Source organism: Luteibacter sp. OK325 (assembly GCF_003050935.1).
In the GTDB taxonomy this organism is placed as follows: domain Bacteria; phylum Pseudomonadota; class Gammaproteobacteria; order Xanthomonadales; family Rhodanobacteraceae; genus Luteibacter.
Genome location: NZ_QAOX01000001.1, coordinates 696,799 through 719,701, shown reverse-complemented (window position 1 = coordinate 719,701; position 22,903 = coordinate 696,799). Strand labels below are relative to the sequence as shown.

Below are 22,903 nucleotides of genomic sequence, written 5' to 3'. Positions count from 1 at the left end.
CGGTGAGCGATCAGTCAACGATCGCGGTCGTGTCGCTGACGTCCTTCCTGGTGAAGTTGAACATGTCCATGAGGTTGCCGATGGCCGGTGCGTTCACCGGTACATACGGGTTCTCCTTGAACGACACCGGGTTAGGCAGGTTGTCGCGGCTGCGGGCGGAGATCTGGTCCTTCAGGTTCCAGTTGGCCTCGACGAATTTGTCGAACGAGACATGGTCGTAGTACGTGTGCACGACCTTGCCGCCGAGGGAGTACTTCGACACCACCAGCAGCGGGATGCGCGTGCCGTCGCCGAAGAAGTCGATCGGCTGGATGTAGCCGGAGTCGTAGTAGCCACCACCTTCATCGAAGGTCACCATGATCACGGTGTCGTCCCACACCTTCGGGTTGGCTTCGGCCATTTCGACGATCTTGCGCACGTAGCCTTCGAACAGGTCCAGCTTCGACGAGGCCGGATGGCCATCGAGGATGCCGTCCGGCTTGGCGATGGAAACGGCCGGCAGCGTGTTGTTCTGGATGTCGTCGTACAGGTCGTTGATGTCCTGGTTCTTGGCGCGCAGTTCCGGGTTGGTCATGACCTGGGTGGAGTACAGGAACGGATCGCAGATGTTGCAGAAGGTGCCGGCCTCGCCGTCTTCCTTGCCGCCACCGAAGCCTTCACCGTAGTACTTCCAGGAAACCTTGTGCTTCTCCAGCAGCAGCGCCAGGTTCTCCTGCGTGGTCGGTGGGATGGTGAACTGGTCGGCGCCCAGCGGAGCCGGCGTGCCGTCACCCATGTAGCCTGGATTGTAGTTGTTCACCAGGTAGTAGGCCTTGGCCTTGCAGTCCGTGCCCTTGAACGTCAGGTACGGCAGCGAGCGCAGGTAGTTCTTGACCTGCTTCACGCCCGGCTGGCTTTCGTCAGCGCAATTGACGTACGAACCACCACCGTAGCCGTCCTGCACCCACCAGTTGTTGGTACCGAACTGCGCGTCCGGGTTCTCGATCTGGTTTTCCGGCGGGGTGGCCGGGTTGCCGTTGGCGTCGGCGTAGTAGATCAAGGTGCCGAAGCCCAGCATGATGTGGTTGGCACCCGTGCCACCCATCACCGACTGGTGGAAGTTGTCGCTCAGCGCGTACTTCTGGGCCAGCTTCTTGAAGTAAGGCGCATCGCCCTGGGCCATGTTCAGGAACTGCATGGCGGTGGAGCCTTCACCGGTGGTCTGGTCGTTGAAGTTCGCCGGCAGCGGAGCGCCGTTGTTCCCTGCGCCCATGGTGGTTTCAACCCACGGGAACAGGTCGTTGCGGCAACCGCTGGGGTTGGCGGCGGTAGCTACCCTGGTGTCGCAATCGAGCTGCTGCCACATCTGGAAGAAGCGGTGCACGGGGCTGTTGGCGTAGGCGTCGTAGCTGATGGATGCATGCATGTCCACCGGCGCGTTGACTAGCCTGGCCGGGAAGCGAGTATCGACCACGCCGTTGGGCAGGCCCGTGCCACCGGCAGCGAGCATGTCGTAGGTGCCATCGGGCAGGGCCGGCTCAAGGGCCTGCGCCTGCGCCGCGGAAGCGAAGGGTGCCGCGGTGGGTGCGCCACCGGTGTTCATCTGCGGAAGCGTCTTGTACTTGCCGGCCTTCTTCGGCGACATGTCGAACTTGCCGGTGCTCGAGGCCATGAACTGCGTGGCAAGGTCCACGTTCGGACCCGGCGTGCCGTCTGCATTGACGATGCCCTTGGACAGCAGGTTGTCCACCGACTGCCCCTTCGGCGCGGTGTAGGTGCCATAAACGTGGTCGAACGTGCGGTTCTCGCCGATCAGCAGGATCACATGCTTGATCGGGGTGGCGGTATTGTTGCTGTTGTCCTGGCCCTGGGTCGGCTTGTGCAGTACGACGACGCCGCCGGGAAGGCCAACCTGGTTCTTGAAGGGAGCCACGGGCACATTCTGGCGGAACTGTGCATCGTGGTCGGGCGGAGTGGTGTCCTGGGCGCTGACGATGCCGGCGAGGCCGACGGAAAGCGCACCCATCAACAGCGGCAAAAGCCGCGTGCGGCGCAACGACGTAACCATTGTGAATCTCTCCCTACTGGAAGTCTTCCCCCTGATGCTTGTCGACTAAGGTTGTGGGTGGCCCGTCGACCGTCGTGAGCATCTGCCCCGCATGTGACGAATCGTTGGCACGCAGGCGACAATGCGCGAGGGTGTGATGACGCTCACGTGTCAACGCAAGATATTGCGAACAATCTTCGCGGGTTTGGCTTTCAGCGTCGCGGGGGCGGCTCGCGGGGGAGACCTGGGCGCCCACCCTCGCTGCTCAGACAGTCCTCCGCGTTTCGTACCGGAAGGCCGCTAACGCGGCCCGTGTATCTATCTGGCCTACGGCCGCTCCACTTGTGCGGAACTCGCCTCGAGGGTGGGCACCCAGGTCTCTCACGACGATACGGTTAGCTGTAAGGCGAGCCGTTGGCGTGGGTGTGGTTGCCGAAGCGGACCGTTACGGCGGTCCTGCCGGCACATCATTTCCGGCTCCGTCAGCGCCTTCGTAGCTGCTGCGCTGCCTCGCGAGGACGATCGCGACTGGCGCGACGCGGGTGACCGTCTTGCGATGACGATGGCGACGAGCCAGCAGCCGAAGCAGCGGCGCTTCGTCGGCTCGACCCACACGAACCTCAGCGCTGGGAAGAGTCTTCGGTGCCCACCCTCGAGGCGAGTTCCGCACAAGTGGAGCGGCCGTAGGCCACACAGAACATGGTCCGCGCAGCGGACTTTCCGGTACGAAACGCGGAGGACTGTCTGAGCAGCGAGGGTGGGCACCGAAGGCTCTGAGCCTAACCCCCTCAGGGTTCAGACCAGTTCGTACGGGCGCATCATCTCGTTGTCTTCGTGCTCGAGGTAATGGCAGTGCCAGACGTATTTGCCTGGCTCGCCGTCGAAGCGCGTGATGATGCGGGTGACCATCCCGGGGTCGCAGCGCACGGTGTCTTTCCAGCCGGCTTCGTGCGCTGCCGGTGGTATCGATGGACCGGTGAACTTCAGTTCCTTGCGGGCGTTCCACGCGAAGAGGTCGAACGGACGGCGCTCCAGTACCTGGAAGCGCACAAGGTGCAGGTGGATGGGATGCGCGTCGCCCGTCACGTTGACGAACGTCCAGGTTTCGACCGTGCCCTTCTTCGGTTTTTCGCTGATGGGATCGCTCCACATCTTTCCATCGAGCAGCATCGTCATCGGGTTGCCGCCCGAATCGTCCTGCTCGCCCAGTGCAAGCACGCGATCCAGCACGGCCATGGATGGATCGATGCGCTGGATCTGCCGCAACGCGGCCGGTACCACCGAGGTATCGCGGCGACCCTTGGCGCGAACGCGGAACTCGACGATGCCGTCGGCCTGGTGGCGCAGCTGCACCGACTGGCCCGCATAAGCACTGAAGTCGACGATTACCTCGGCACGTTCGGCCGGGTAGAGTTCGATGCTCAGGCGATCGGTAGGCGCTACCAGCAGCCCCTGGTCGCTGCCAATCTGCTGGAACGGCTTGCCATGTGACAGCGACAGGTTGAAGAAGCTGGTATTGGCCGCGTTGATCAGCCGCAAGCGGTAGCGGCGTGGCTCCACTTCAAGATACGGATACAGCTTGCCGTTGCACAGCACCGCATCGCCGCGGCATTCGGACACCCAGGGTGCCTCGGGATCTTCCGAAACCGGGTAGTAAAGCTTGCCGCTCTTGGCGAGCAGGCGGTCGTAGAGCATCAACGGAATGTCGAATTCGCCCGAGGGCAGCCCCAGGGCTTGCTCGTCTTCGTCGTGCACATGGAAGCTGCCGAACAGGCCCGCGTAGATGTTCAGCCGCGTGATGCCCATGGCGTGATCGTGGTACCACAAGGTGGTGGCGTCCTGGTCACCCGGGTAAAGAGCAGTCACCGCTTTACCCGGCACGTACCAGTCTTCAGGCCAACCGTCGTTCGGCGCGGAAACGCGCGCACCGTGCACGTGGGTGACGGTGCGAACGTCGGGTTTGGATTTCTCCGCGCCATGAATACCGTGATCGATAGGCAGGAAATGCCGGGTGGGAAGCTCGTTGGCCCATTCCACCAGTACCGGCTCGCCACGGCGCGTCACGATCGTGGGGCCCGGCGTGGATCCCGCGTAACCCCATTGCGGTGTCGGCGGCAGATCCCGGTGCACCCTGGCACTGAATGCCTGCATCGGCATGCGGTAGAGCGGCAGCTGCTGGCCTCCGAACGCGGCGTGGGTACGCTTGCCCGTGGGCAGGGCAATCGGTGGCACCGGCAGGGCATCGACAAACCTTGCCATGGTCACCGGGTTCACCAGCGGCACGTTCGGCGCGGCCAGGGCCGGCATGGCCATCCGTTGCTTCATCGGCATGGCCATCGGCGTATCCATCGCCTGGGCCACGCGCCATGGTTCGACGAAAACGCATGCACCGGCGAATCCGCCGGCAACGCCCAGGAAACGGCGTCGGGAAGTATCCATGGGAAGTTATCGTTGATTGCCTGTCGTGCAGCCCACCGTAGGTCGGCTGAATGACAAGGACATTTCAATCTGGGTCATTACACATGTTCCTTCATGTGGCAGCGGCAAGCGTCTCATCGAGATTGGAAGGCATGGCCATTCCGACTCGGTGGCAGCGTTCTATGCTGAGATGAAGAACACTTGCACCGCACGTCGCGCTCTTTTCGTGTGCGTTATTTCAGGCGATATCGACATCGTGGGGACGATGGGAAAGTCGACCGAGAATCCCGATTGGTCCGTCATAGATCTTGATGAGATCACCGAATTCGCACCCGATAAGCACGGACGAGAACGATGATGGCCCTGGCCTGGACTGCGATTCCCCTGATACGGCGGGTTGACCGGCGTTACAGTTTCCCGGACCTTGGAGCGGGTCTTGGGCCGATGCATGCCAGATCGGGTGGGTTCGGTTCGAACGAGCGCGTTCGCATCCTCGCTTAAGGCATCGAGCAGGCGGTTGGCGGACAGAGCCGTTGAAAAATTCGATGAAAAGGCTGCCGCGTAGTTCGACAGGTTTTGGCGGCGGGCGATTGCCCGGTCTGCGGAACCTTCGTTGTGCTCGTACCCCGTTGATTTCTGCCTATCCGACATACAGAAGGAGGATTGCCAACACAGCGACCTCGACAAAGAAGAACGAAACCAACCGAACGACAAGGATTCTTCCGTTCTTTTGGCACACACGGTAAGCGAGGAAAAAATTAAGAAAGGGCCACGCTACAAAGAATATATAACTGACTAGCGCTCCCGGTTTGAAGAAGATTGCTGAAAGAAGATGCCCGAGGACGATCATGGGCACCCACATCGCTATCAATAATAGGTTCTGCATTGCTAAATTGACGGAACCTAATAGGTTGTGTTCAGGCCCTTGGGGTCCGTTGCCAGGCGGATCCGTCAACCGTCGACCCCCGTAAACTTACTCCAGACATAAACCGAGGTCTCCGGGCAATGACGTCGTCGGCGCTGCCACACATCTAGGTTGACGACACGCCTGCAGGGAGAGACTCGTTCGACAACGGGCGATGCAGACGACGACGGTGATGACGGGAGGTAAAGGAGTCCTTTTGCCCTAGGGGCAACATCCGAGAGGTTCCGTGCGCTGGCTGTCGACTGTCACACCGGGTTCTCTTGCACGAGTCCCGTTGCGACGACCGCCTCAAGGTATTGAATCGCTTGCGGGTCGTCGAGGATGCCCGCGACCAGCATGGATTCCCAATTATTGGGTGTGCCGTAAGTTGAGTCCAGCGACTCCAGCTTACCTTTCAGCGCATCATGCATAGTTGCGCCATATTTCAAGCCTTCGAGAACGATCTTGGGATCACGTGCCATGTTCGTCCAGCGTTCCCCAAGCGTCGCGCAGATACTCGTCTTCCGTACTACATTCTCCAAATGCCACTCAACTGTGGTCAGTGTTGCATCTGTCAAACTCGGGTGCGGGATCAGTCTGAGGACGGGTATGGAATAGGGTGGGATGAACTGGATTATGGCAAGCCTCTGATTCAAGAAACTATCGAAGTAGGGGTGAATGGTTCTCTCGTCGGGGGATGTTCCAGAGTAGATTTCGCCCTTCTTTCGATTGCACTGGTCACAGGCGGGAATCAGATTCGGTGAAAAGAACGCGAACGCGGGCCACGAGCTCTTGGGCAAGAAATGGTCCACAGTCGCGGAGCACGCCGATCCGCAGACAGGGCAGACGCCGGGCGACAAGGCGTCTCTTATCTCAGATATGAACTCTAGGGGCGCGCACTCGCTCCGGTAATGGGCCTTCATCGCCTCGCGGAGACTGCTCGGGAAGACAGGATGCCACGGAGGAGCGAGCCCTGGCGCCGCCATGTAGTGCTTGTACGCCAAGGCGACTACGCCGCGGAAGACTTTCAAGTCAGGGTAGGAGCTCAGCGCCTTGTTTCTGCTCATGGCGCTCATGTTGCGGCGATCTTCGATGGGAAGTGGTGAGACCTTCTTCACGCATCACCTTCTTGTTCTGCCGTTACCTGGAGCGACGCGCGCACATGGCTTATGGCTTCGTTGCTATAGTCTTCGCGAAGATCCTCAAGCCAGCTGATGTTGTCGGGCGCACCCCTTCCCGACAAAGCATCTATGGTCAAGCGTGCCAGCGTGGGTACGGTCTCATCTCCGAACACATACGCCGACACCGCGGCGACGCTCGCGCCAAGCGTTTGAAGTCGCGGTCGACGGATGATCGATTCGCCACCTTTGGTTCGACTCATAATGGACACGTCGCGGCGGGTAACTTCCCTAACGACGAACGGGGAGTGGCTTGCGACCAGAGCGAATGAGCCGGTGAGTTTGAGGATCTCTCTAAGCAGACTCATAAAGCGAGTAATGAAGTTGGGATGAAGGTGATTCTCCGGTTCGTCGACCAGGACGAGCGTTCCTACTTCAATAAATGCACACAGGTTCAATGCAAAGCGGAAGAACATCTCCTGACCGCTGCTCAATGGGATGCTTATGCCCGAACGCGCGTCTAGAAAAATTGGCGGCCGAGTGACGTCGATCGATGCGTGTCGCTTGAGAAAGAACCTGTCGTCGCCTACGAGAGTTGTGATCGGAAGAAACCTCGTTCCCTTTCCGACTTCGATCTCATCTCTCGACCTTGCGGCCGATTGTTTCAGCGGAAGTGCGATTCGCTTAAGGTCAAGCCAATCGTTCAATGCTTGCTGAAAGATATCTATGCGTGGCATGCCGCCAATCATCTCGGTGTCGCGAATTAGATCAAGCAACGCGGCTGTCTGAGAGACCCTCCTGGTATTGGAGTTCGACCTCGGCGATAGTGGAAAGAACCGGTACTGGAGGCGACGCGTATGTGACAGGCCCGTCGGAAGCGACGTCTGGCTCGCGATTCCAGAGAAAGCTATCACCCGGCTAAATTCGCCTTTCGGCGTGAGCGTAGCCTTCGGTCGGCCGTGCGCCAATGCCTTGATCAGTTGCGATAGTGTCTGGGACTTGCCGACACCGTTTTCCCCGATCAACACATTGATTCGGCGATCGAAGAATCTACTCCTGCCGAAATCGAGATCAACGATGTGTGGTGTCGAGAAGGAGTCCAGTTGAAACGTCAGTCGCGCAGACGCCTCTGCCTTTTCCATCGAAGCTTGTTCGTTGCCCTGGAGGACGTGTCGAGCCCTGCGATACGCAAAGTATCGCGTCGAGGAGCGAAGAACGGCCGTGCTGAAAGCATCCCCTTCGATCGCCGATGCAAGCCACAACGCTCGCGGCTCCCTGAGCTCGGCATCTGGAATATCATGCATGGCGTTTAATACTGCCCGCGCCTCATCGAGACCGAGTGAATCAACTAGCAGTCGATATTGGCTCAGGTCACCTTGTAGTGTTGCGAACCACGTCGAAGGGCCGTGGTGCGATGAATCGCCTCCATCCGACGGAAACTCCGCGACCGGCGCAGTACCGACGTAGCTGTCGATAAACTCCTTCGTATCTGCATGACTAGAACATGCGAGTGCCGCGAAAAGGCTCGGTTCATGCCTCGCCGTGCCATTCGGCCCGCATACAACATAGTCAGTGAGTAGCCTGAAGCCGTGGTCGTTCCATCGATCCATTGCTGGCCAAATGAAAACCGATCGTTCGACGAGATGGCTGGCCGCAGCTTCGCGATTTTTGGCGAAGAAGAGCTTGTAGTTTTGGGTCATACCCTTGACCTTATTCCGACGATGTTGTGCTTCTTCCGACGGCATAACCCTGAACCGGCGGCAGGACGGGGCCGCCTCTCGGTTTATGGTCGCCTGACTAACTCGCCACGGCTGACTGTACGCCGACAGCACTCTCACAAGTTAGCATCGAACCGCGGCCGTATGCGATCGGACGTAGTTTACCAAGGCGCCCCATTCTGCCCAAGTACGTGTCGGGCAAGCCACCATCGTCTTGTCGCCGGACTCCTTCCATTGTCGCTACCGATCAACCTCGGCAGGCCGAGCGCGCCATCGGGCGTCTCGATATCGTGCAAATCCGGGACTGGTGCGGCGCCAGCGGCACTACTTTGGAGAAGATGATTCGGGAGTTCGAGAGGCGCCTGGAAGACCCAGCATTCGCCGAGTCCCGGGAGGCCGATGGGCGCCGGGCGAAGTAAGCTGAGCGCCAGAGGGGAGGGGCGGGGGCGAAGTGTATGGGGAACCTCCTCAAGGGGAGTGGCCCTTGTCCGACACAGATAGACAAAGCGGTGTTTAGCGCAAGGAATCTCAGGGAGGGAATGCGTGCCGAATTTGACCATCCATCTGCTCAGAAAAGGACTGAAGCATTTTTCCGATGCTGTCGGCTACGGCGACGCCCGGCATTACTCCATCGACATTGGAGAGCGGCACATTGGTGATCTCTATGTCGCCCCCAAGCAGGAAAAGAGTCCGCCGTGGGCGGCTTTCTTCAAGGGGTATGTCGACGACCTGAGTGTGCTCGGCAAGGTCAAGTCGACGGGCGCTGTCCTCATCGTGCACACCGAGAGCCGGCATTTTGCCCTGACCTTCGGGCAAGGGCAATTCATTCTCAACCAGGACATGATTGAGGAGCGCTTTGGTCTACTCGCCACCCTCAACTCTTTGGAATCGGATGCGCTGAGGAGTATCGACAAAGAGAACGTTCGATGCCGCCGACCAAAACAGTCGCGTGCAGGTAGGTTTAACAGCAGCGCCCAGGATTTCGGCGTCGACATCAAGCGTGACCTCATCAAGGGCATTGTCGGTTTTCCAAAAGAGACGAAGATGCTCGGTCGTCGCATGTCCGGTGACGATGCACTGACGGTGAGCAGGGATATCAACCTGACGTTCTAGTTCTTGTGTGTCTGCCTATTGGGGAAGCTTACGCCGGGGTTACTCATTTCGTCCGCGATGCACCGGCGCCCATGGTCGACTACTGGGCGGGAGAGGCATCGGTCGTCAACTTCCGAAACCTAAGCAAGACGGCAAACCATGACTGTCGGGAGAAGTCAGTTACGCGGTGCGGAACATGCCGTCCAAGTAACCATTTAGTTAAAGGCGACCCACGTACTTCACAACTACGCTTGGAACGTTTCAGGCAAGGAAATGAAAGCGTGTAATCGCTAGGCATTTCCGGCAAATCGAACTCTGGCCGCTACTATCACGGGCCCCGTGGCGCATCGGTCAATATGACGAAGAATCCCAGCGTTGCTGTTTCCGATCGAGATGGATCGGCCGCTTGGCGACTTCAACTTTAGACTGCTATAACTCATCGATTTCAACGCAGCCAGGGGGCTAGCTTGCATCTTCATTCGTATCGCCTGAGGAACTTTCGTCGGCTAAGGGATGCTCATCTTGAGCTAGATGGCGAGATATCGATATTTGTTGGGTCGAACAACAGCGGAAAGACTTCCGCGACGCAGGCAATCCATTCCTTTATTGCGGGCGGAAAGGGTCGATTTAGCCTCTACGATTTCAGTTCCTCGTGCTGGAAAGAGTTTAACGAAGCCGGAAATATGAATCTGGCCGACCCGGTACCTGATGGCTTCTCCCTACCGAGCATAGACCTCGATCTTTGGTTCGAAGTTGCGGCGCCTGATCTTTACCTAGTGATTCCACTGCTCCCCAGCACAGCTTGGGAGGGCACCAAAGTCGGCATACGAGTTTCGCTGACAGCTCGAAGCTCAGTTGACGTCGTTCGAAACTACCAGGAGGCCAAGGCTCGGGGTGCCGAGCAGGCTGCCGACCTGCCGTCCGGGTCAGGATATGTGCCTTGGCCTCACTCCATGGCGGACTTTCTCCAGCGGGAGCTCCATAGTGAGTATGAGCTGCGCTACTACATCTTGGACCGGACGCAGTTTGACGAGAGCTTCCATGAACTTGGCGACTATGTTCCAGATGAGTTAGGTGGCGAACCGGGCGGCGGTACGATTCTGAGATCGCTTGTCCAGATCGACAATCTTGGCGCTCAGCGACACCTTGCTGATCCTAATCCCGAGGCTGGTGGTAGGTCAGAAGACTTGTCAAAGCGGCTAAGTCGTTTCTACAAACGTAACCTCAATCAGAGGCGGGATGACCATACGGCTCTAAAGGCGCTGTTCGAGTCGGAGCAGGCGTTGAACGTCCACCTAGATGGGGTGTTCAAGCCGATGCTTGATCGGCTGGCTAAGCTTGGCTACCCCGGGATCAACAACCCCAAGCTGAAGATCATGTCCGCGTTAGATCCTGCTCATGTGATGAGCCAGGATGCGCGTGTCCACTACCAGATCGGAGATGACGACGTCGCAGCGACGCTTCCCGACAGTTATAACGGGCTCGGATTCAAGAACCTGATCTACATGGTCGTGGAGATTCTTGACGCGCAAGCTAAGTGGGCGGCGATGGAAGATCGTCCGCCGTTACATCTAATCTTCGTGGAGGAGCCGGAGGCACATCTGCATGCTCAGCTGCAACAGGTTTTCATCCGCAACGTCCTTGACCTAGTCAAGATTGAGGATGATAGAGATAGCATCTTTAGCAGTCAGATGGTCATCACAACGCACTCGCCCCATATCCTCTACGAACGAGGGTTTCGGCCAATTCGTTACTTCAGGCGCAAGAAGATTGGCGACGAGCAGCTGACGGAGGTACTTAACCTCTCTGCCTTCTACCAAAACCAGTCAGATGATCGTGACTTTCTCGAGCGATACTTAAAGCTGACGCACTGCGACCTGTTCTTCTCCGATGCCGCGATCCTGGTGGAAGGCAACGTTGAGAGATTGCTGTTACCTGTAATGATTAGAAAGGTGGCAAAGTCCCTCCGTTCAGCCTGCCTCTGCATTCTGGAAGTAGGAGGCGCATTCGGACATCGCTTCCAGGCGCTCATCGAGTTTCTTGGCCTGACCACGCTCATTATCACCGACATCGATAGCGTCGCGCTCGTGGATCCAGAAGGAGACGGTGCCAACGATGATGAGGTGGAGGAGTTCGAAGTCCCGACCGACTCGGGAGAAGACGCCGGGATGGACGGGGAGATTGACGGGTTAGGCAAGGCCGGCGAGCAAGTAGCCCCAGCGCCTAAGAAGAAGTACGGCAAAGCTTGTTTGCCTGCCGAGCCAGGAGCTGCGACCTCGAATCAGACACTCATAAAGTGGCTTCCCGGCAAGCTCACGGTCGAAGAGCTGCGTGCTGCATCTGACGCTGAGAAAACTCACGAACTCAAGGACGGGGCGAAGGTTCGCGTGGCGTATCAGATTGAGCGAGCCGTCACGTGGCAAGGGTCTACCGAAGCGCTCTGTGGACGTACCCTTGAAGAGGACTTTGGTCTCGAGAATCCGGAATGGTCTCAAGCGGTGGCCAGCAAGCAACTCGGTCTGATAGTGAAGGGGGAAACTGCTGGGCCTGCGGCTCTTGCTAAAGGTTTACATGAAAAGGTTTCGCGCAAGGCCTTCGATAAGACCAAGTTCGCACTCGCTGTCCTCACGGAAGACGAGGGCTCGTGGCACGTCCCCGCGTACATTCGTGACGGCCTCGTTTGGCTGAAGGACGAGGTGCGGATTGAACTGGAACCCGTACTTCCCGTTGCCGCCCTCATCGCCGAAGACTCGGCTTTAGGGGGCGGGCGTGAATAGTCGGGCGAACAAGCCGGATACCCAAGCTGACATCGACCTACGCGCCTGTATTGAGCACGTCCCGCCGAGGAGCTTCATAATGAAGGCCGGCGCAGGTTCGGGTAAAACCACCTCCCTCATTAAGGGTCTATCGTCGGTTGTCCGCATGCACGGTGGGAAACTACGGAGGGCCCGACAGCGTGTCGCCTGCATTACATACACGGAGGTCGCAGCCGGGGAGATATGGAAGGATGTGGGCAGTGACGCACTGGTCCACGTCTCGACTATCCACAGCTTCATGTGGCTTCTGGCGAAGCCCTTCCAGAGTGATATTCGTATTTGGGTGTCAAGGCGCATCTTGGAGAAAATTGAGGCGCTTGAACGGAAGCAGGCCGAATATGGCGCTAGAGTTCAACAGCGAACGAAGGACAAAGACAGCCGGGACCTCGTTCGCCTCCGTCGACAGTCGGCTCGCGTCTCCACAGTAAAAAGCTTCCGTTACGGGACGGGTAGCGATTACGCAAAGGGGATTCTCGGTCATGACGACATTTTGAAGCTCGTGCCCAGCCTTATTGCCGACCGTCGCCTGTTCCGGGCTCTTCTAGCGCGTCAGTTTCCCTTCGTGTTTGTTGACGAGAGCCAAGACACGACGACCGAAGTTGTGGAAGCGTTGAAGATCGTCGGGCGTGAGGCCGGAGTTCCATTTTGCCTTGGTTTCTTCGGCGATCCGATGCAAAGAATCTATGCGACCGGCACTGGGTTAGTAGAAGCGGAGCCCAATTGGATCGATATTCCGAAGCCTGAGAACTTTCGCTGCTCAACAAAGGTTTTGGCTCTCGCTAACGCCATTCGCAGCGGTGGGGACGATCTCGTTCAAGTTTCCGGCGAACGGCTCGGCCCCGAGGGCGCTGTTCCTACCCCAGTGGGGAACGCTCATCTCTTTATTCTTCCTGCTGACGGTACGCGGGATGCCAACCTCGACCTAGTACGAGGGTGGATGGCCGGACAGACCGGGGATGATCAATGGCGTCCAGGCGCCGATGACCAAGCGCGCGTGAAGCTTCTCGTAATTGTTCACCAGATGGCCGCAAGGCGGCTCGGGTTCGGAGACCTGTATTCGGCGCTTAACTCTAGTGCGCCGTCGGCGTTTAAAGACGGCTTCTTGGACGGGACCGCGTGGCCGATTTCGCCATGCGTGAAGTTCCTGATCCCTATAGCGATTGCTCACGCCAGCGGCAAGCAGCTTGAAGTGATGCGTCTCGTCCGCGAGCACTCTCCTCTCTTCGACAAAGATTCCCTCTTGGGTGTCGACATCGCGGAGCGACTTAAAACCGTGGGAGCGTTGGTCGCCTCGATTGCAGACGCAATATCCGGTGCCTCTGCCGCAACGATTGGAGACCTTCTGAAACTGGTTCATGTCGGAGACCTACTCTCTTTCGACCCTAGGTTGGTCTCGTACTTAGATCCGGACTCGATCGGACCTGCTGAGCCCTTGCCCGACCAGCGGGAAGACCAGGACGACGAAGGTCGAGAGCAGGACGAGTCTGAGAAGGAACTGGCATCAATGGATGCTTTTCTGGCTTGTCCCGCTAGTCAGCTTTTCGCGTACCAGGCGTACATCTCCGAACGATCGCCCTTTCGGACTCAGCAGGGCATTAAGGGTGCAGAGTTCGCTAGGGTGCTCGTCGTCTTGGACGATGCGGAGAGTACCCACTTTCAGTTCTCTTACGAAAAATATCTTGGGCTCAAAGGGCTTTCAGATAAGGACCGAGAACACATAGCCGCTGGTGAGGAGACCACGGTTGATCGAACGCGCCGTCTCTTCTATGTGAGCTGCACTAGGGCATTGAGAGACCTAGCGGTCGTCCTCTTCACGGCGGATCCCGAAAGAGCTGAGGCGCACGTGCGTCAACTTAACCTGTTTGAGGATGGCGCCATTCACACAAACGCCGTCTTCGAGGGGATGTAGCCCTAGAAGCACTTAGCCAGGCTGTTCAGCCGTAAAAAGGCAGAAAATATCATTCTGGATTGCACCCTATCGTGTCAATCCGGCCATTTTATGCGCCGGTGGCTACCAGCAGAAGCGCATAACGAGAAACCGTTGGTGGGCCCACCAGGACTCGAACCTGGAACCAAAGGATTATGAGTCCTCTGCTCTAACCATTGAGCTATAGGCCCGTGCGGGGCGGCCAAGTGTAACCAATGGATGTCCGTTCGACGATGGGCGCACATCCATGTGGCATGGCAAGGTGGCGTGACTAGGCGCGTTATCGGATGGTCGACAGTTCAGCAGGCCCCCCCTCATGCTTGACGGGTTTCCAACAGCAAGGGGGTTCCATGAAGAGGATTCTGATTTCCGCAGCACTGGCCGTCGCGGCCCTGGCGTTGCCGGCACTGTCGATGGCGCAATCGCGTCGCGTGGTTGTCGTGCATCACCCGGTGCACCACCGCGTGTATCACCCGGTTCACCATCGCCACGTTTACCACCGCCCGCCGCCGCGTCGTTACCACCACCAGCATCACCCGGTCGTGGTTATCCATCGCTGAGTCGTAGCTACGGCTTTTAAGAAGACGCCCGCTCTAGCGCGCGTTTTTTCAGCCCAGGCTCATCAACGCCTACCATAAATCCACGGATGCCGTGGACAGCTTCCGAGAGTGGACCGCACACGTTTTCCTATACATACACGTTAAAGTATCACTACTATGACACCTAGTTCGCGTTGTTATGATACAAGAGTGTGCATATGACCGATGTCGCCAATCTTGAGATCTACCTGGACGGCGCCTGGCGCGCTGTTGCCTCGGTCCGTGTCCTTGGTGCTGCCGAGCGCGGCTGGGAAGCCGGAACGGACGTGGGGTATAGCGCCGGCTATGCACTCGACAACGAAGGCCGGACGGATGCCGCGGCGTTAAGCGTCAATCTGCCTGTCTCGTTGGAATCCACCAGAGGGGAGACCTGGCCGCCGTTCCTCGCCGATATGCTTCCCCAGGGTTTCGGCAGGCAGGAACTGTTGCGACAGCTTGGTATGCCGGAGACATCGGCGGCTTCGGCTGACTGGCGCTTACTGCTCGCTGGCGCGGGCAATCCCATTGGCAACATTCGCGTACGCGAGGCAGCTGTTCGCCTGGAGGAACATGCGCTCCGCGATCGCCGGGGCTTCACTGAAGGCGAGGTCGTCGAACGCGGCGACGCGTTCACCGAGCACCTGGTAAGGCACGGCCTGTTCGTTGCCGGGTCCTCGGGCGTGCAGGGAGAGTGGCCGAAGCTTCTTCTGGCGGAAGGGCACGACGGCCTCTACTACCTCGATCATGCGCTCCCTGACGAGGACGTCGCCGCTCACTGGCTCGTCAAGTTCTCCCGAGGGCCGAGCACCGCTTTGGCGACCATTCTTCGCCTTGAGGCACCGTACATGGAGCTGGCGAGACATCTCGGTCTGGACGTCTACGGAAGAATGCGAGGCGGCCCGAGAACATTGTTCATTCCCCGGTTCGATCGGGCAGTTACCACGGCAGGCGTCCTCCGTTATGCGCAGGAGAGCATTGCGTCACTGTGTGGTCTGGCAGGCTTCGGGCTCGCGCCGTCACACAATGTCGCCCTCCGGCGCCTCGCGGTAGTGTGTTCGCACCGGGAGCGCGATGTCGTCGAGTACGTGCGCCGCGATGTTGCCAACATCGCACTGGGCAATAAGGACAACCACGCGCGCAATACGGCTATCCAGCGGCGCGCGGATGGCTATGTCGGGCTGACGCCGCTCTTTGACTTTGTTCCGATGATGCTGCATCCCGACGGCATCGCTCGCCGTATGCGCTGGGAGAGTGACGATGGTGGTGCACCGCGCTGGGCGAGCGTTATTCGGCAGGCGGTGGACGCGACGGGTATCGAAGCGGCCGCATTGACCCGCGCGCTCATCGAGATGGTGGGGCCGCTGCGCCGCCTGCGTCAGCGGGCCCTGGAGATCGGTGTCGACGAGGCGATCATGGATATGCAACGTGCGTCCATCGACGATATCGTCTCCCAGCTCGAGGCCCTCTGAGCGTGGACAAGCGCTTCAAAACGTTAACGACCGCCGAAGAGCTCGACATGCGTCGGGCCCTTCTGGACGACATCGAATCACATCCGGGGCGTCCGGTCCCCGAAGTGATTCGTCTCATACGGACGACGCTTCGCTTCACCATCGCCGAATACGCAAAGTTGTGTGGCGTATCGGCGCGCGGCCTTCAGGACATCGAACGTGGCATCAAAAGTCCGACGTTGGAAACCGTAGCGAAGCTGCTGCGCCCGCTGGGTTTGCGGGTAGGCGTCGTGACGCGTGATGCGGTGGCGCGTGCGGAGGCGGCCGCGAAAGCGCGCGAAAGTTGAGGGCGCCTTAGGCCTTTGCGCAGGGTCAGGACCGCAGCGGCTTCCCGCAGCTCCCATAGAAGCGATCCCCTGGTTCCACGGCCAGGCTACACGCGGGACCGGTGGGCGGAGCAGCCGTCACCGGCTCCGCCCAGCCGTGTCGCATGGGGTCCGGTTTCCTTAGGAGCATGAGCGTGCGAGAAGGCCGATCACAACGACGGCCGCGAGGACGACGAGTCCTCCCGCCTTGCTCGACCTCCGCCGCGGCCTGTATTCGCTCGTCGGTCTCAGCGGAGTTATCGGTGCAGGATGCGTCTGCAGCCACTTCGCATGACATGCGCCGCAGAAGAGGCGCGTCTTGCCGATACGCCACGCGTCGATGGTTCGTTGCGTGTGCGGGGTGAGCGCCTTGCAGCGCCAGCAGTTGAAGAACCGTTCCTTTGGGGATCGGGGGCTTGAGTTCGTGAGCGCGAAGACGATCGTGCCCAGGACGATGATTCCCAGGATCACGCCGACTACGTCTTTGGTCGACAGGCTGTCCATTTCGCTATTCCCTTTTGCTGTGGGGATTAGAGCGCAGGTGTTGGGGCGGCTGCTACCGTGCATCCACGGGAGCCGGAGGTTTGATGGGGTGGGGTGATCTGGTTATCGCCGATGAATCGGCTCCTACAAAAGAAAACGCCCGCTTGCGCGGGCGTTTTCGTCTAACCAGATGTCGCTACCGATCAATCGATATCAAGGAACGACCGCAGCGTCTCCGAACGGCTCGGGTGACGCAGCTTGCGCAGGGCCTTGGCTTCGATCTGACGAATACGCTCGCGGGTGACGTCGAACTGCTTGCCGACTTCTTCCAGCGTGTGATCCGTGTTCATGTCGATGCCGAAGCGCATGCGCAGTACCTTGGCTTCACGCGGGGTGAGGCCGGCGAGTACGTCGCGTACGGTTTCCATGAGACCGGTTTCGGTCGCCGACTCGACGGGCGAGCTGGCGTTGGTGTCTTCGATGAAGTCGCCAAGATGCGAATCTTCGTCGTCGCCGATCGGGGTTTCCATGGAGATCGGTTCCTTCGCGATCTTCAGGACCTTGCGGATCTTGTCTTCCGGCATCTCCATTTCCTTGGCCAGTTCTTCCGGCGTCGGCTCGCGGCCGAACTGCTGGAGCATCTGGCGGGAGATGCGGTTGAGCTTGTTGATCGTTTCGATCATGTGCACCGGAATACGGATGGTGCGGGCCTGATCGGCGATCGAGCGGGTGATGGCCTGACGGATCCACCACGTCGCGTACGTCGAGAACTTGTAGCCGCGGCGGTATTCGAACTTGTCCACGGCCTTCATCAGGCCGATGTTGCCTTCCTGGATGAGGTCGAGGAACTGCAGGCCGCGGTTGGTGTACTTCTTCGCGATGGAGATGACCAGGCGCAGGTTGGCCTCGACCATTTCCTTCTTGGCGCGACGGGCTTTCGCCTCGCCGACGGACATGGCGCGATTGATTTCCTTGATGTCGGTCAGCGGCAGGTACAGGGTGCGCTCGATAGCGGCGAGCTTTTCCTGTTCACCGTCGATCACTTCACGGTAGTTCTTGATGTTCGGCGACCACTTCTGGCGCTTGCGGCCCAGCTCGGCGGCCCACTCGAGGTTGCCTTCGTTCGACGGGAAGCTCTTGAGGAACTCCGCGCGCGGCATCTTCACCTGCTTGACGAAGATGTCCATGAGCACGCGCTCGTGGTGACGGATGTCGTTGACCACTTCGCGCAGCTTGCGCACGAAGCTGTCGATCAGCGCCGACGGGAGCTTCAGGTTGAGGAAGGCTTCCGACATCTGCTCGCGGATCTTGGCGAGCTTCTTGTCGTTGATCTCGGCCTTGGGCGCGGTCTTCTGGAACTTGCCATGGAGCGAGCGCAGCTCTTCCATGCGGCGCTTCACTTCTTCCGGATCGGGACCGGTCGGACCGGCTTCCTCTTCCTCGGCGGCCGGAGCGCCTTCGACTTCTTCCTCTTCCTCGCCATCGGCTTCGGCGGCGGCAGCTTCGGCGGCCTCGGCAGCTTCAGCCTTGGCGGCGTCCGCGGCTTCCTCGAGGTCGGTGAAGCCAGCCAGGATTTCGCTCAGGCGGCGCTTGCCTTCCACGTGCTGGTCGTATTCCTCGAGCAGCAGCTGGATGGTGAGGGGGAAGCTGGCCAGCGCGGTCTGGACCTGGTTGAGGCCTTCCTCGATACGCTTGGCGATGGCGATTTCGCCTTCGCGGGTCAGCAGCTCGACCGTGCCCATCTCGCGCATGTACATGCGCACGGGGTCGGTCGTGCGGCCGACTTCGGCGTCGACGGCCGACAGCAGGGCCACGGCTTCTTCAGCGGCGGATTCGTCATCCGTGCTGGAGCCCGGCGCAGCGCCGTCGGAGATGGTGTCGGTGTCGGGCGCGGAATCATGCACCTCGATGCCGACGCCCTTGAGCACCGCCATGATGTCTTCGATCTGCTCCGGATCGACGATGTCGTCGGGCAGGTGATCGTTGATTTCCGCGTAGGTCAGGTAGCCCTGCTCCAAACCCTTGGAGATGAGCTGTTTGATTTCAGACTGCTGCTCGTGAGCTTTATTAGTCATGCCGACCGCCGCGGGTTACAGGAACCGATCAGTATAGTCATTTGATGATTTTTTGACCAGTTTTCAAGTGGATCGGGCTCATCGAGGGGACGCAAGAATCGCGCCAGATGGCCGTTTCCGGCCGGGCGTCGAGCGTCGCGATGAGAAGAAAGGGCCAATGGGACCCCGTAAGGACGCCTCAGCGCACCTCCAGACGGAAGGTGACCGGGCCATCGTTGATGAGATGTACCTTCATATGGGCACCGAAGCGCCCGGTTTCCACCCCCGGGGCGTGCGCGGCACGCGCCAGGGCCACAAGGCGGTCGAACCAGAGACTGGCTTCAGCGGGGGCGGCGGCCGTGGTGAAGCTGGGGCGCATGCCCTTGCGGGTATCGGCGGCAAGAGTGAACTGGCTGACCAGGAGCAGGCCGCCACCGGTATCGGCGAGGCTGAGGTTCATCTTTCCCTCGCTGTCGGAAAATAGGCGGTAACCACGGAGGCGCTCGAGCATGCGGACGCACTGAGCTTCACCGTCGCCCGGCTCGACCGCGACCAGCGCGAGCAGGCCGGCGCCAATGGCACCCACGGTTTCTCCCTCGACATCGACACGCGCGGACTCCGCACGCTGGATCACTGCAATCATGGAAAGGCTAACGGCGGACGGCGGCCAAGCTTAAAGGAGGCTGGCACGCGGCGGTACACTTCTCCGGATGCGCCCCGATATCTACCTCCTCTACCTCCTGCTCCGGCTGGTCAGCCTCTTTTCGCTGCGTACCGTGCATTCGGTCGGTGCCTGGATGGGCCGGCGGGCGTTGCGCGCCCACTCGCACAGCACGCACGTCACCGCCGTCAATCTGCGTCTGACGCGCCCGGAACTGACCGACGCCAAGCGGGCTGAACTCCTGCAGGAGACCATGGAGGAGGCCGGCAAGTCCGTGACCGAAGTAGCCGCGATCTGGGGCGCCGGCGCCGACCGCTCGCTCGGCCTGGTGCGCGAGGTGGTCGGTGGCGAGCTGTTCGAAGCTGCGCTGGCTTCGGGCAAAGGCGTGATCATCGCCGCCCCCCACCTGGGATGCTGGGAGCTACTCAATTACTGGCTCTGCAGCAAGACACCCATGGCCATCCTTTACCGGCCACCGCGCATCCAGGCGATCGAAGCGCTGCTGCGCAAGGTGCGCGGCAAGCTGGCGCCCGAGCAGGTAAGGGCGGAAGGTGCCGGTGTGCGCACGCTGTTCAAGCGCCTCGGCGCCGGCGGTACGGTCGGTATTCTCCCGGACCAGCGGCCGCGTGAGGGCGAGGGTGTGTTCGCCCCCTTCTTCGGCGAGGAAGCGCTGACCATGGTTCTCCTGCCGCGCCTGGCGGCGCGCACGGGAGCCACGGTGCTCTTCAGTTTTGCCGAGCGGTTGCCCGAGGGTGCCGGTTTCCGCATCCATGTCCTGCCGGCCCCGGAAGGCATCGACAGCGCCGACCTCGACGTGGCCTGTGTCGCGCTCAATCGTGGCGTGGAGCAGTGTGCGGAGCGTGCCTTCGCGCAGTACCAGTGGCACTACAAGCGTTTCAACGCGTCCGGCCGTAACCCTTACTGGATCAACCGTTCCGCGAAAGGCGGTTGAGGAAGACGGTCATTTCCTTCGCGGCCTGCATGTCACCGCGGCCGGTCGCCGTGGTGATGCCCTGGCCCCATGCCTCAGCGGCGCCGGCATCGTCGTCCATGGCCAGCAGCGCCTTGCCCAAGAGTTTCCAGGCCGCGGAATACGCGGGGTCGAAGCCTAGCGCCTCGCGGAAGGCGGTGGCCGCCTCGGCGTAGCTGCCATCGCCCAGATGGGCGTTACCGATGGAAAAGCGCAGCAGGGCCCCGTCGCGAACGCCGCCGATCTGTGCACGCAGCCGTTCGACGAGGGGGTCGGTCATCGCGCGGCGGTCCGCGTGCGCCAGTAATCCTGTGGGTAGAGCAGGGTCGGCTGCTTCGGCTCGGGGGGCAGGTGACCCATGTGCAGCGCATTGAGCGTGGGGGCGTCCCAGATCATCAGCCAGCCGGTGCGCGAAGGCTGGATCAGCCGGGCGAAGCGGAAGGCGTTCGCCGGCGGATGCTTGGCATAGGACACCACCAAGCCGTCCGGGTGGTGCCGGGCGAAGTCGTCGAGGCTGTCGCCGTCGTGGATGGCGTCGTCATCGTCGTCATCGTCCGCCTGCGGGGCGGAACCCGGCAGCTCGTTGAGCCGCGCGATGGGGTGCATCAGGCGTCCGGCGAAGTGGTACTGGCCGTTGTACTCGGTGCCCAGGTTGCCGATCGGGCGCCCGGCCGCATCGGCCTGGGCCAGGAAGGCCGACGCCGGGGCGAGGTCGTAGCGATACCACAGGCCCATGGTGAACAAGGCATTGAGGGCCACGGTGCCGATCAGGCCGGCGAAAGCCAGCCGGCGCATTTCACCGCGACCGCGGAGCAGGAGCAGCGCGCCGAGGACGACGAAGATCACCCCGAAGAAGCGCGAGTACGGTGCCATCCCGGTGAGCCAGATGTTGTCCGGGAAGTGCGTCGGCACGACCGACGGCATGGCGAACAGCACGATAGCGAGCAGGAAGGCGCCCAGCGACAGCGGCCACGTGCCGAGGGCGTAGTTCGAGGCCAGTCCCTTGTGACGTTCGCGCAGATCGGCCACGGCGGCCGCCACGAGCATGGTCACGCCCGCCAGCTCCGGCAGTGCGTAGTAGAGCTGCTTGCCACCGATCAGCGAGAAGGTCAGCAGGACCGGCAGCAACCACACGATGAGGAACTGCAGGCCGGACTCGAGTGGCTGGCGCATCAGGGCAACAAACAGCGGCACCAGCACCAGCACCAGCAGGATCCGGTCCACCACCAGGAGGATCTGGTCCACGTGTGCATTGACGGGTGCGACGGCAGCCGAAACCAGCAACAGGAGCAAGGCCACGCCGGCGACGATCAGCGCCGCACCCGTGCCTGCGCGCCAGGGGCGACGGAGCAAGGTCATCGGCAAGGCGACGATGCCACGCAGCCAGCCGCTCAGCGGGAACACGATGACCGGCAGGTAGATCAGGTAATACCAGGCCGCCCGCGGATGGCTCTGTAGGCCCGGGGTATGGTTGGTGGCCACGCGTCCGGCGGTCTGCGTGAAGAACAGGCGCTGTCGATACGCCTCGCCGCCCGCCTCGCCGGCGGGAATCGCCCAGGCAAGCAGGATGGCGAAACCCAGCACCAGGCCGAGTAAGCCGAAACCGTACCAGCGGGCGCGGTTCTCGCGTGCCCAGGTGTTCCACAGCGGGCCGAGCAGGAACGGAAACAGTACATGCACCACCATCACCGGCCCCTTGGTCAGCAGGCCGAGGCCGACCATCAGGCCGAACAGCCACCAGCGGGGCTCGGCACGGGTTGCGGTAGGGGTGAGGCAGAGCAGGGCGGCCAGCACCCAGACCACGAGGAGCACCTCGTACATGATCTGCAGGCCGAACAGGAAGGCGTAGGCGAAGGCCATCAGCAGCCATGGCGTCGCTTTAGCTACCCATGGACGCGTGGGAAACAGGCGGCCGGCCAGTACGGAGGCAAGCACCAGTTGCACGGCGCCGAAGACCACCTCGAGGATGCGCGGCCACACATCGTTGACGCCGAACACGGCCCAGCCCGCATGGATCATCCAGAACAGCAGGGGCACCTTCTCGCTGTACGGGTCGCCATTGATATGCGGCACCAGCCAGTGGCCGTGCGCCCACATCTCCCACGCCACGGCGAGCGTCCGCGTGGAGAACATCGGCATCGGGCCGTGCGAGAAAATCGCGAGCAGGGCCATCACCGACCACAGCGGCAGCCATGGCCAGAGGGCGCGAAGATGTTCCGAGCGGATATAGGCGCTATTGGACAAGGGCGTCGTCACCGTTAAAGGATCATGAATTCTAAACGTACGATCGGTGGAATGGCTGACTCCACTCCTACCGCCCCTGTC

16 protein-coding genes and 1 tRNA gene are annotated in these 22,903 nt (G+C 60.5%); 7 read left to right on the top strand and 10 right to left on the bottom strand.

The features are described from left to right. Positions 1-10 precede the first annotated feature (10 nt). From C8J98_RS03150 to C8J98_RS03130, 4 genes are all read right to left on the bottom strand, one after another. Positions 11-2,047, bottom strand: coding sequence for an alkaline phosphatase family protein (locus C8J98_RS03150; protein ID WP_107910785.1), 2,037 nt, complete (start codon positions 2,045-2,047; stop codon positions 11-13). Between the two features lie 774 nt (positions 2,048-2,821). Next, positions 2,822-4,465, bottom strand: coding sequence for a multicopper oxidase domain-containing protein (locus C8J98_RS03145; RefSeq protein WP_107910783.1), 1,644 nt, complete (start codon positions 4,463-4,465; stop codon positions 2,822-2,824). A 1,149-nt stretch (positions 4,466-5,614) separates the two neighbouring features. Next, on the bottom strand, positions 5,615-6,466 hold the full coding sequence (locus C8J98_RS03135) for an HNH endonuclease (protein WP_107910779.1): 852 nt from the start codon (positions 6,464-6,466) through the stop codon (positions 5,615-5,617). Then, entirely contained in the window at positions 6,463-8,166 is a 1,704-nt protein-coding gene (locus C8J98_RS03130; RefSeq protein ID WP_158272580.1) for an AAA family ATPase, read from the bottom strand. The genes C8J98_RS03135 and C8J98_RS03130 overlap by 4 nt, the downstream gene beginning before the upstream one ends. A 561-nt stretch (positions 8,167-8,727) precedes the next feature. Between C8J98_RS03130 and C8J98_RS03125 the strand changes: the two genes are divergently transcribed. The 3 genes from C8J98_RS03125 to C8J98_RS03115 all read left to right on the top strand — a co-directional run bounded on the left by C8J98_RS03125 (position 8,728) and on the right by C8J98_RS03115 (position 14,001). Beyond that, entirely contained in the window at positions 8,728-9,297 is a 570-nt protein-coding gene (locus C8J98_RS03125; RefSeq protein ID WP_158272579.1) for a DUF6119 family protein, read from the top strand. A 662-nt stretch (positions 9,298-9,959) separates the two neighbouring features. Next, positions 9,960-12,053 (top strand): AAA family ATPase, encoded by a 2,094-nt coding sequence (locus C8J98_RS03120; RefSeq protein WP_233260083.1) that lies wholly within the window; start codon positions 9,960-9,962, stop codon positions 12,051-12,053. Next, the gene (locus C8J98_RS03115; protein ID WP_107910772.1) at positions 12,046-14,001 is read left to right on the top strand and encodes a UvrD-helicase domain-containing protein; all 1,956 of its coding nucleotides are present in this window, start codon (positions 12,046-12,048) and stop codon (positions 13,999-14,001) included. Before C8J98_RS03120 ends, C8J98_RS03115 begins: the two co-directional genes overlap by 8 nt. A 133-nt stretch (positions 14,002-14,134) precedes the next feature. On the opposite strand, the gene C8J98_RS03110 is transcribed toward C8J98_RS03115, so the two are convergent. Then, a tRNA-Ile gene (locus tag C8J98_RS03110) sits at positions 14,135-14,210 on the bottom strand. Positions 14,211-14,369: 159 nt separating this feature from the next. Between C8J98_RS03110 and C8J98_RS03105 the strand changes: the two genes are divergently transcribed. From C8J98_RS03105 to C8J98_RS03095, 3 genes are all read left to right on the top strand, one after another. Next, positions 14,370-14,579 (top strand): hypothetical protein, encoded by a 210-nt coding sequence (locus C8J98_RS03105; RefSeq protein ID WP_107910770.1) that lies wholly within the window; start codon positions 14,370-14,372, stop codon positions 14,577-14,579. A gap of 197 nt (positions 14,580-14,776) precedes the next feature. Next, positions 14,777-16,066 (top strand): HipA domain-containing protein, encoded by a 1,290-nt coding sequence (locus tag C8J98_RS03100; protein WP_107910768.1) that lies wholly within the window; start codon positions 14,777-14,779, stop codon positions 16,064-16,066. A gap of 2 nt (positions 16,067-16,068) precedes the next feature. Then, entirely contained in the window at positions 16,069-16,392 is a 324-nt protein-coding gene (locus tag C8J98_RS03095) for a helix-turn-helix transcriptional regulator (protein WP_107910766.1), read from the top strand. A 159-nt stretch (positions 16,393-16,551) separates the two neighbouring features. Here the strand turns inward: C8J98_RS03095 and C8J98_RS03090 are convergent, their stop codons facing one another. The 3 genes from C8J98_RS03090 to dtd form a co-directional block, all read right to left on the bottom strand. Next, entirely contained in the window at positions 16,552-16,914 is a 363-nt protein-coding gene (locus tag C8J98_RS03090) for a hypothetical protein (RefSeq protein ID WP_107910764.1), read from the bottom strand. A gap of 182 nt (positions 16,915-17,096) precedes the next feature. Further along, positions 17,097-18,968, bottom strand: coding sequence for an RNA polymerase sigma factor RpoD (gene rpoD / locus C8J98_RS03085; protein ID WP_107910763.1), 1,872 nt, complete (start codon positions 18,966-18,968; stop codon positions 17,097-17,099). Positions 18,969-19,146: 178 nt separating this feature from the next. Beyond that, positions 19,147-19,590: a D-aminoacyl-tRNA deacylase gene (dtd, locus tag C8J98_RS03080; RefSeq protein WP_107910761.1), complete on the bottom strand. Its 444-nt coding sequence runs from the start codon at positions 19,588-19,590 to the stop codon at positions 19,147-19,149. Positions 19,591-19,657: 67 nt separating this feature from the next. Here dtd and C8J98_RS03075 point away from each other — a divergent pair, with 67 nt between their 5' ends. Continuing rightward, complete coding sequence (locus C8J98_RS03075; protein WP_107910759.1) at positions 19,658-20,560, top strand: lipid A biosynthesis acyltransferase; 903 nt, start codon at positions 19,658-19,660, stop codon at positions 20,558-20,560. Here the strand turns inward: C8J98_RS03075 and C8J98_RS03070 are convergent. Both C8J98_RS03070 and C8J98_RS03065 read right to left on the bottom strand, forming a co-directional pair. Further along, on the bottom strand, positions 20,535-20,858 hold the full coding sequence (locus C8J98_RS03070) for a tetratricopeptide repeat protein (RefSeq protein ID WP_107910757.1): 324 nt from the start codon (positions 20,856-20,858) through the stop codon (positions 20,535-20,537). The genes C8J98_RS03075 and C8J98_RS03070 overlap by 26 nt on opposite strands. Further along, on the bottom strand, positions 20,855-22,822 hold the full coding sequence (locus tag C8J98_RS03065; protein WP_107911147.1) for a glycosyltransferase family 39 protein: 1,968 nt from the start codon (positions 22,820-22,822) through the stop codon (positions 20,855-20,857). The genes C8J98_RS03070 and C8J98_RS03065 overlap by 4 nt, the downstream gene beginning before the upstream one ends. Positions 22,823-22,903 lie beyond the last annotated feature (81 nt).

What these genes read in the sequence shown, in the direction of transcription:
- C8J98_RS03105 (WP_107910770.1), top strand. Translation starts at nt 14,370, where the DNA reads ATGAAGAGGATTCTGATTTCCGCAGCACTGGCCGTCGCGGCCCTGGCG.
- C8J98_RS03120 (WP_233260083.1), top strand. Translation starts at nt 9,960, where the DNA reads ATGAATCTGGCCGACCCGGTACCTGATGGCTTCTCCCTACCGAGCATA.
- rpoD (WP_107910763.1), bottom strand. Translation starts at nt 18,968, where the DNA reads ATGACTAATAAAGCTCACGAGCAGCAGTCTGAAATCAAACAGCTCATC.
- C8J98_RS03090 (WP_107910764.1), bottom strand. Translation starts at nt 16,914, where the DNA reads ATGGACAGCCTGTCGACCAAAGACGTAGTCGGCGTGATCCTGGGAATC.
- C8J98_RS03150 (WP_107910785.1), bottom strand. Translation starts at nt 2,047, where the DNA reads ATGGTTACGTCGTTGCGCCGCACGCGGCTTTTGCCGCTGTTGATGGGT.
- C8J98_RS03145 (WP_107910783.1), bottom strand. Translation starts at nt 4,465, where the DNA reads ATGGATACTTCCCGACGCCGTTTCCTGGGCGTTGCCGGCGGATTCGCC.
- dtd (WP_107910761.1), bottom strand. Translation starts at nt 19,590, where the DNA reads ATGATTGCAGTGATCCAGCGTGCGGAGTCCGCGCGTGTCGATGTCGAG.
- C8J98_RS03130 (WP_158272580.1), bottom strand. Translation starts at nt 8,166, where the DNA reads ATGACCCAAAACTACAAGCTCTTCTTCGCCAAAAATCGCGAAGCTGCG.
- C8J98_RS03100 (WP_107910768.1), top strand. Translation starts at nt 14,777, where the DNA reads ATGACCGATGTCGCCAATCTTGAGATCTACCTGGACGGCGCCTGGCGC.
- C8J98_RS03070 (WP_107910757.1), bottom strand. Translation starts at nt 20,858, where the DNA reads ATGACCGACCCCCTCGTCGAACGGCTGCGTGCACAGATCGGCGGCGTT.
- C8J98_RS03075 (WP_107910759.1), top strand. Translation starts at nt 19,658, where the DNA reads ATGCGCCCCGATATCTACCTCCTCTACCTCCTGCTCCGGCTGGTCAGC.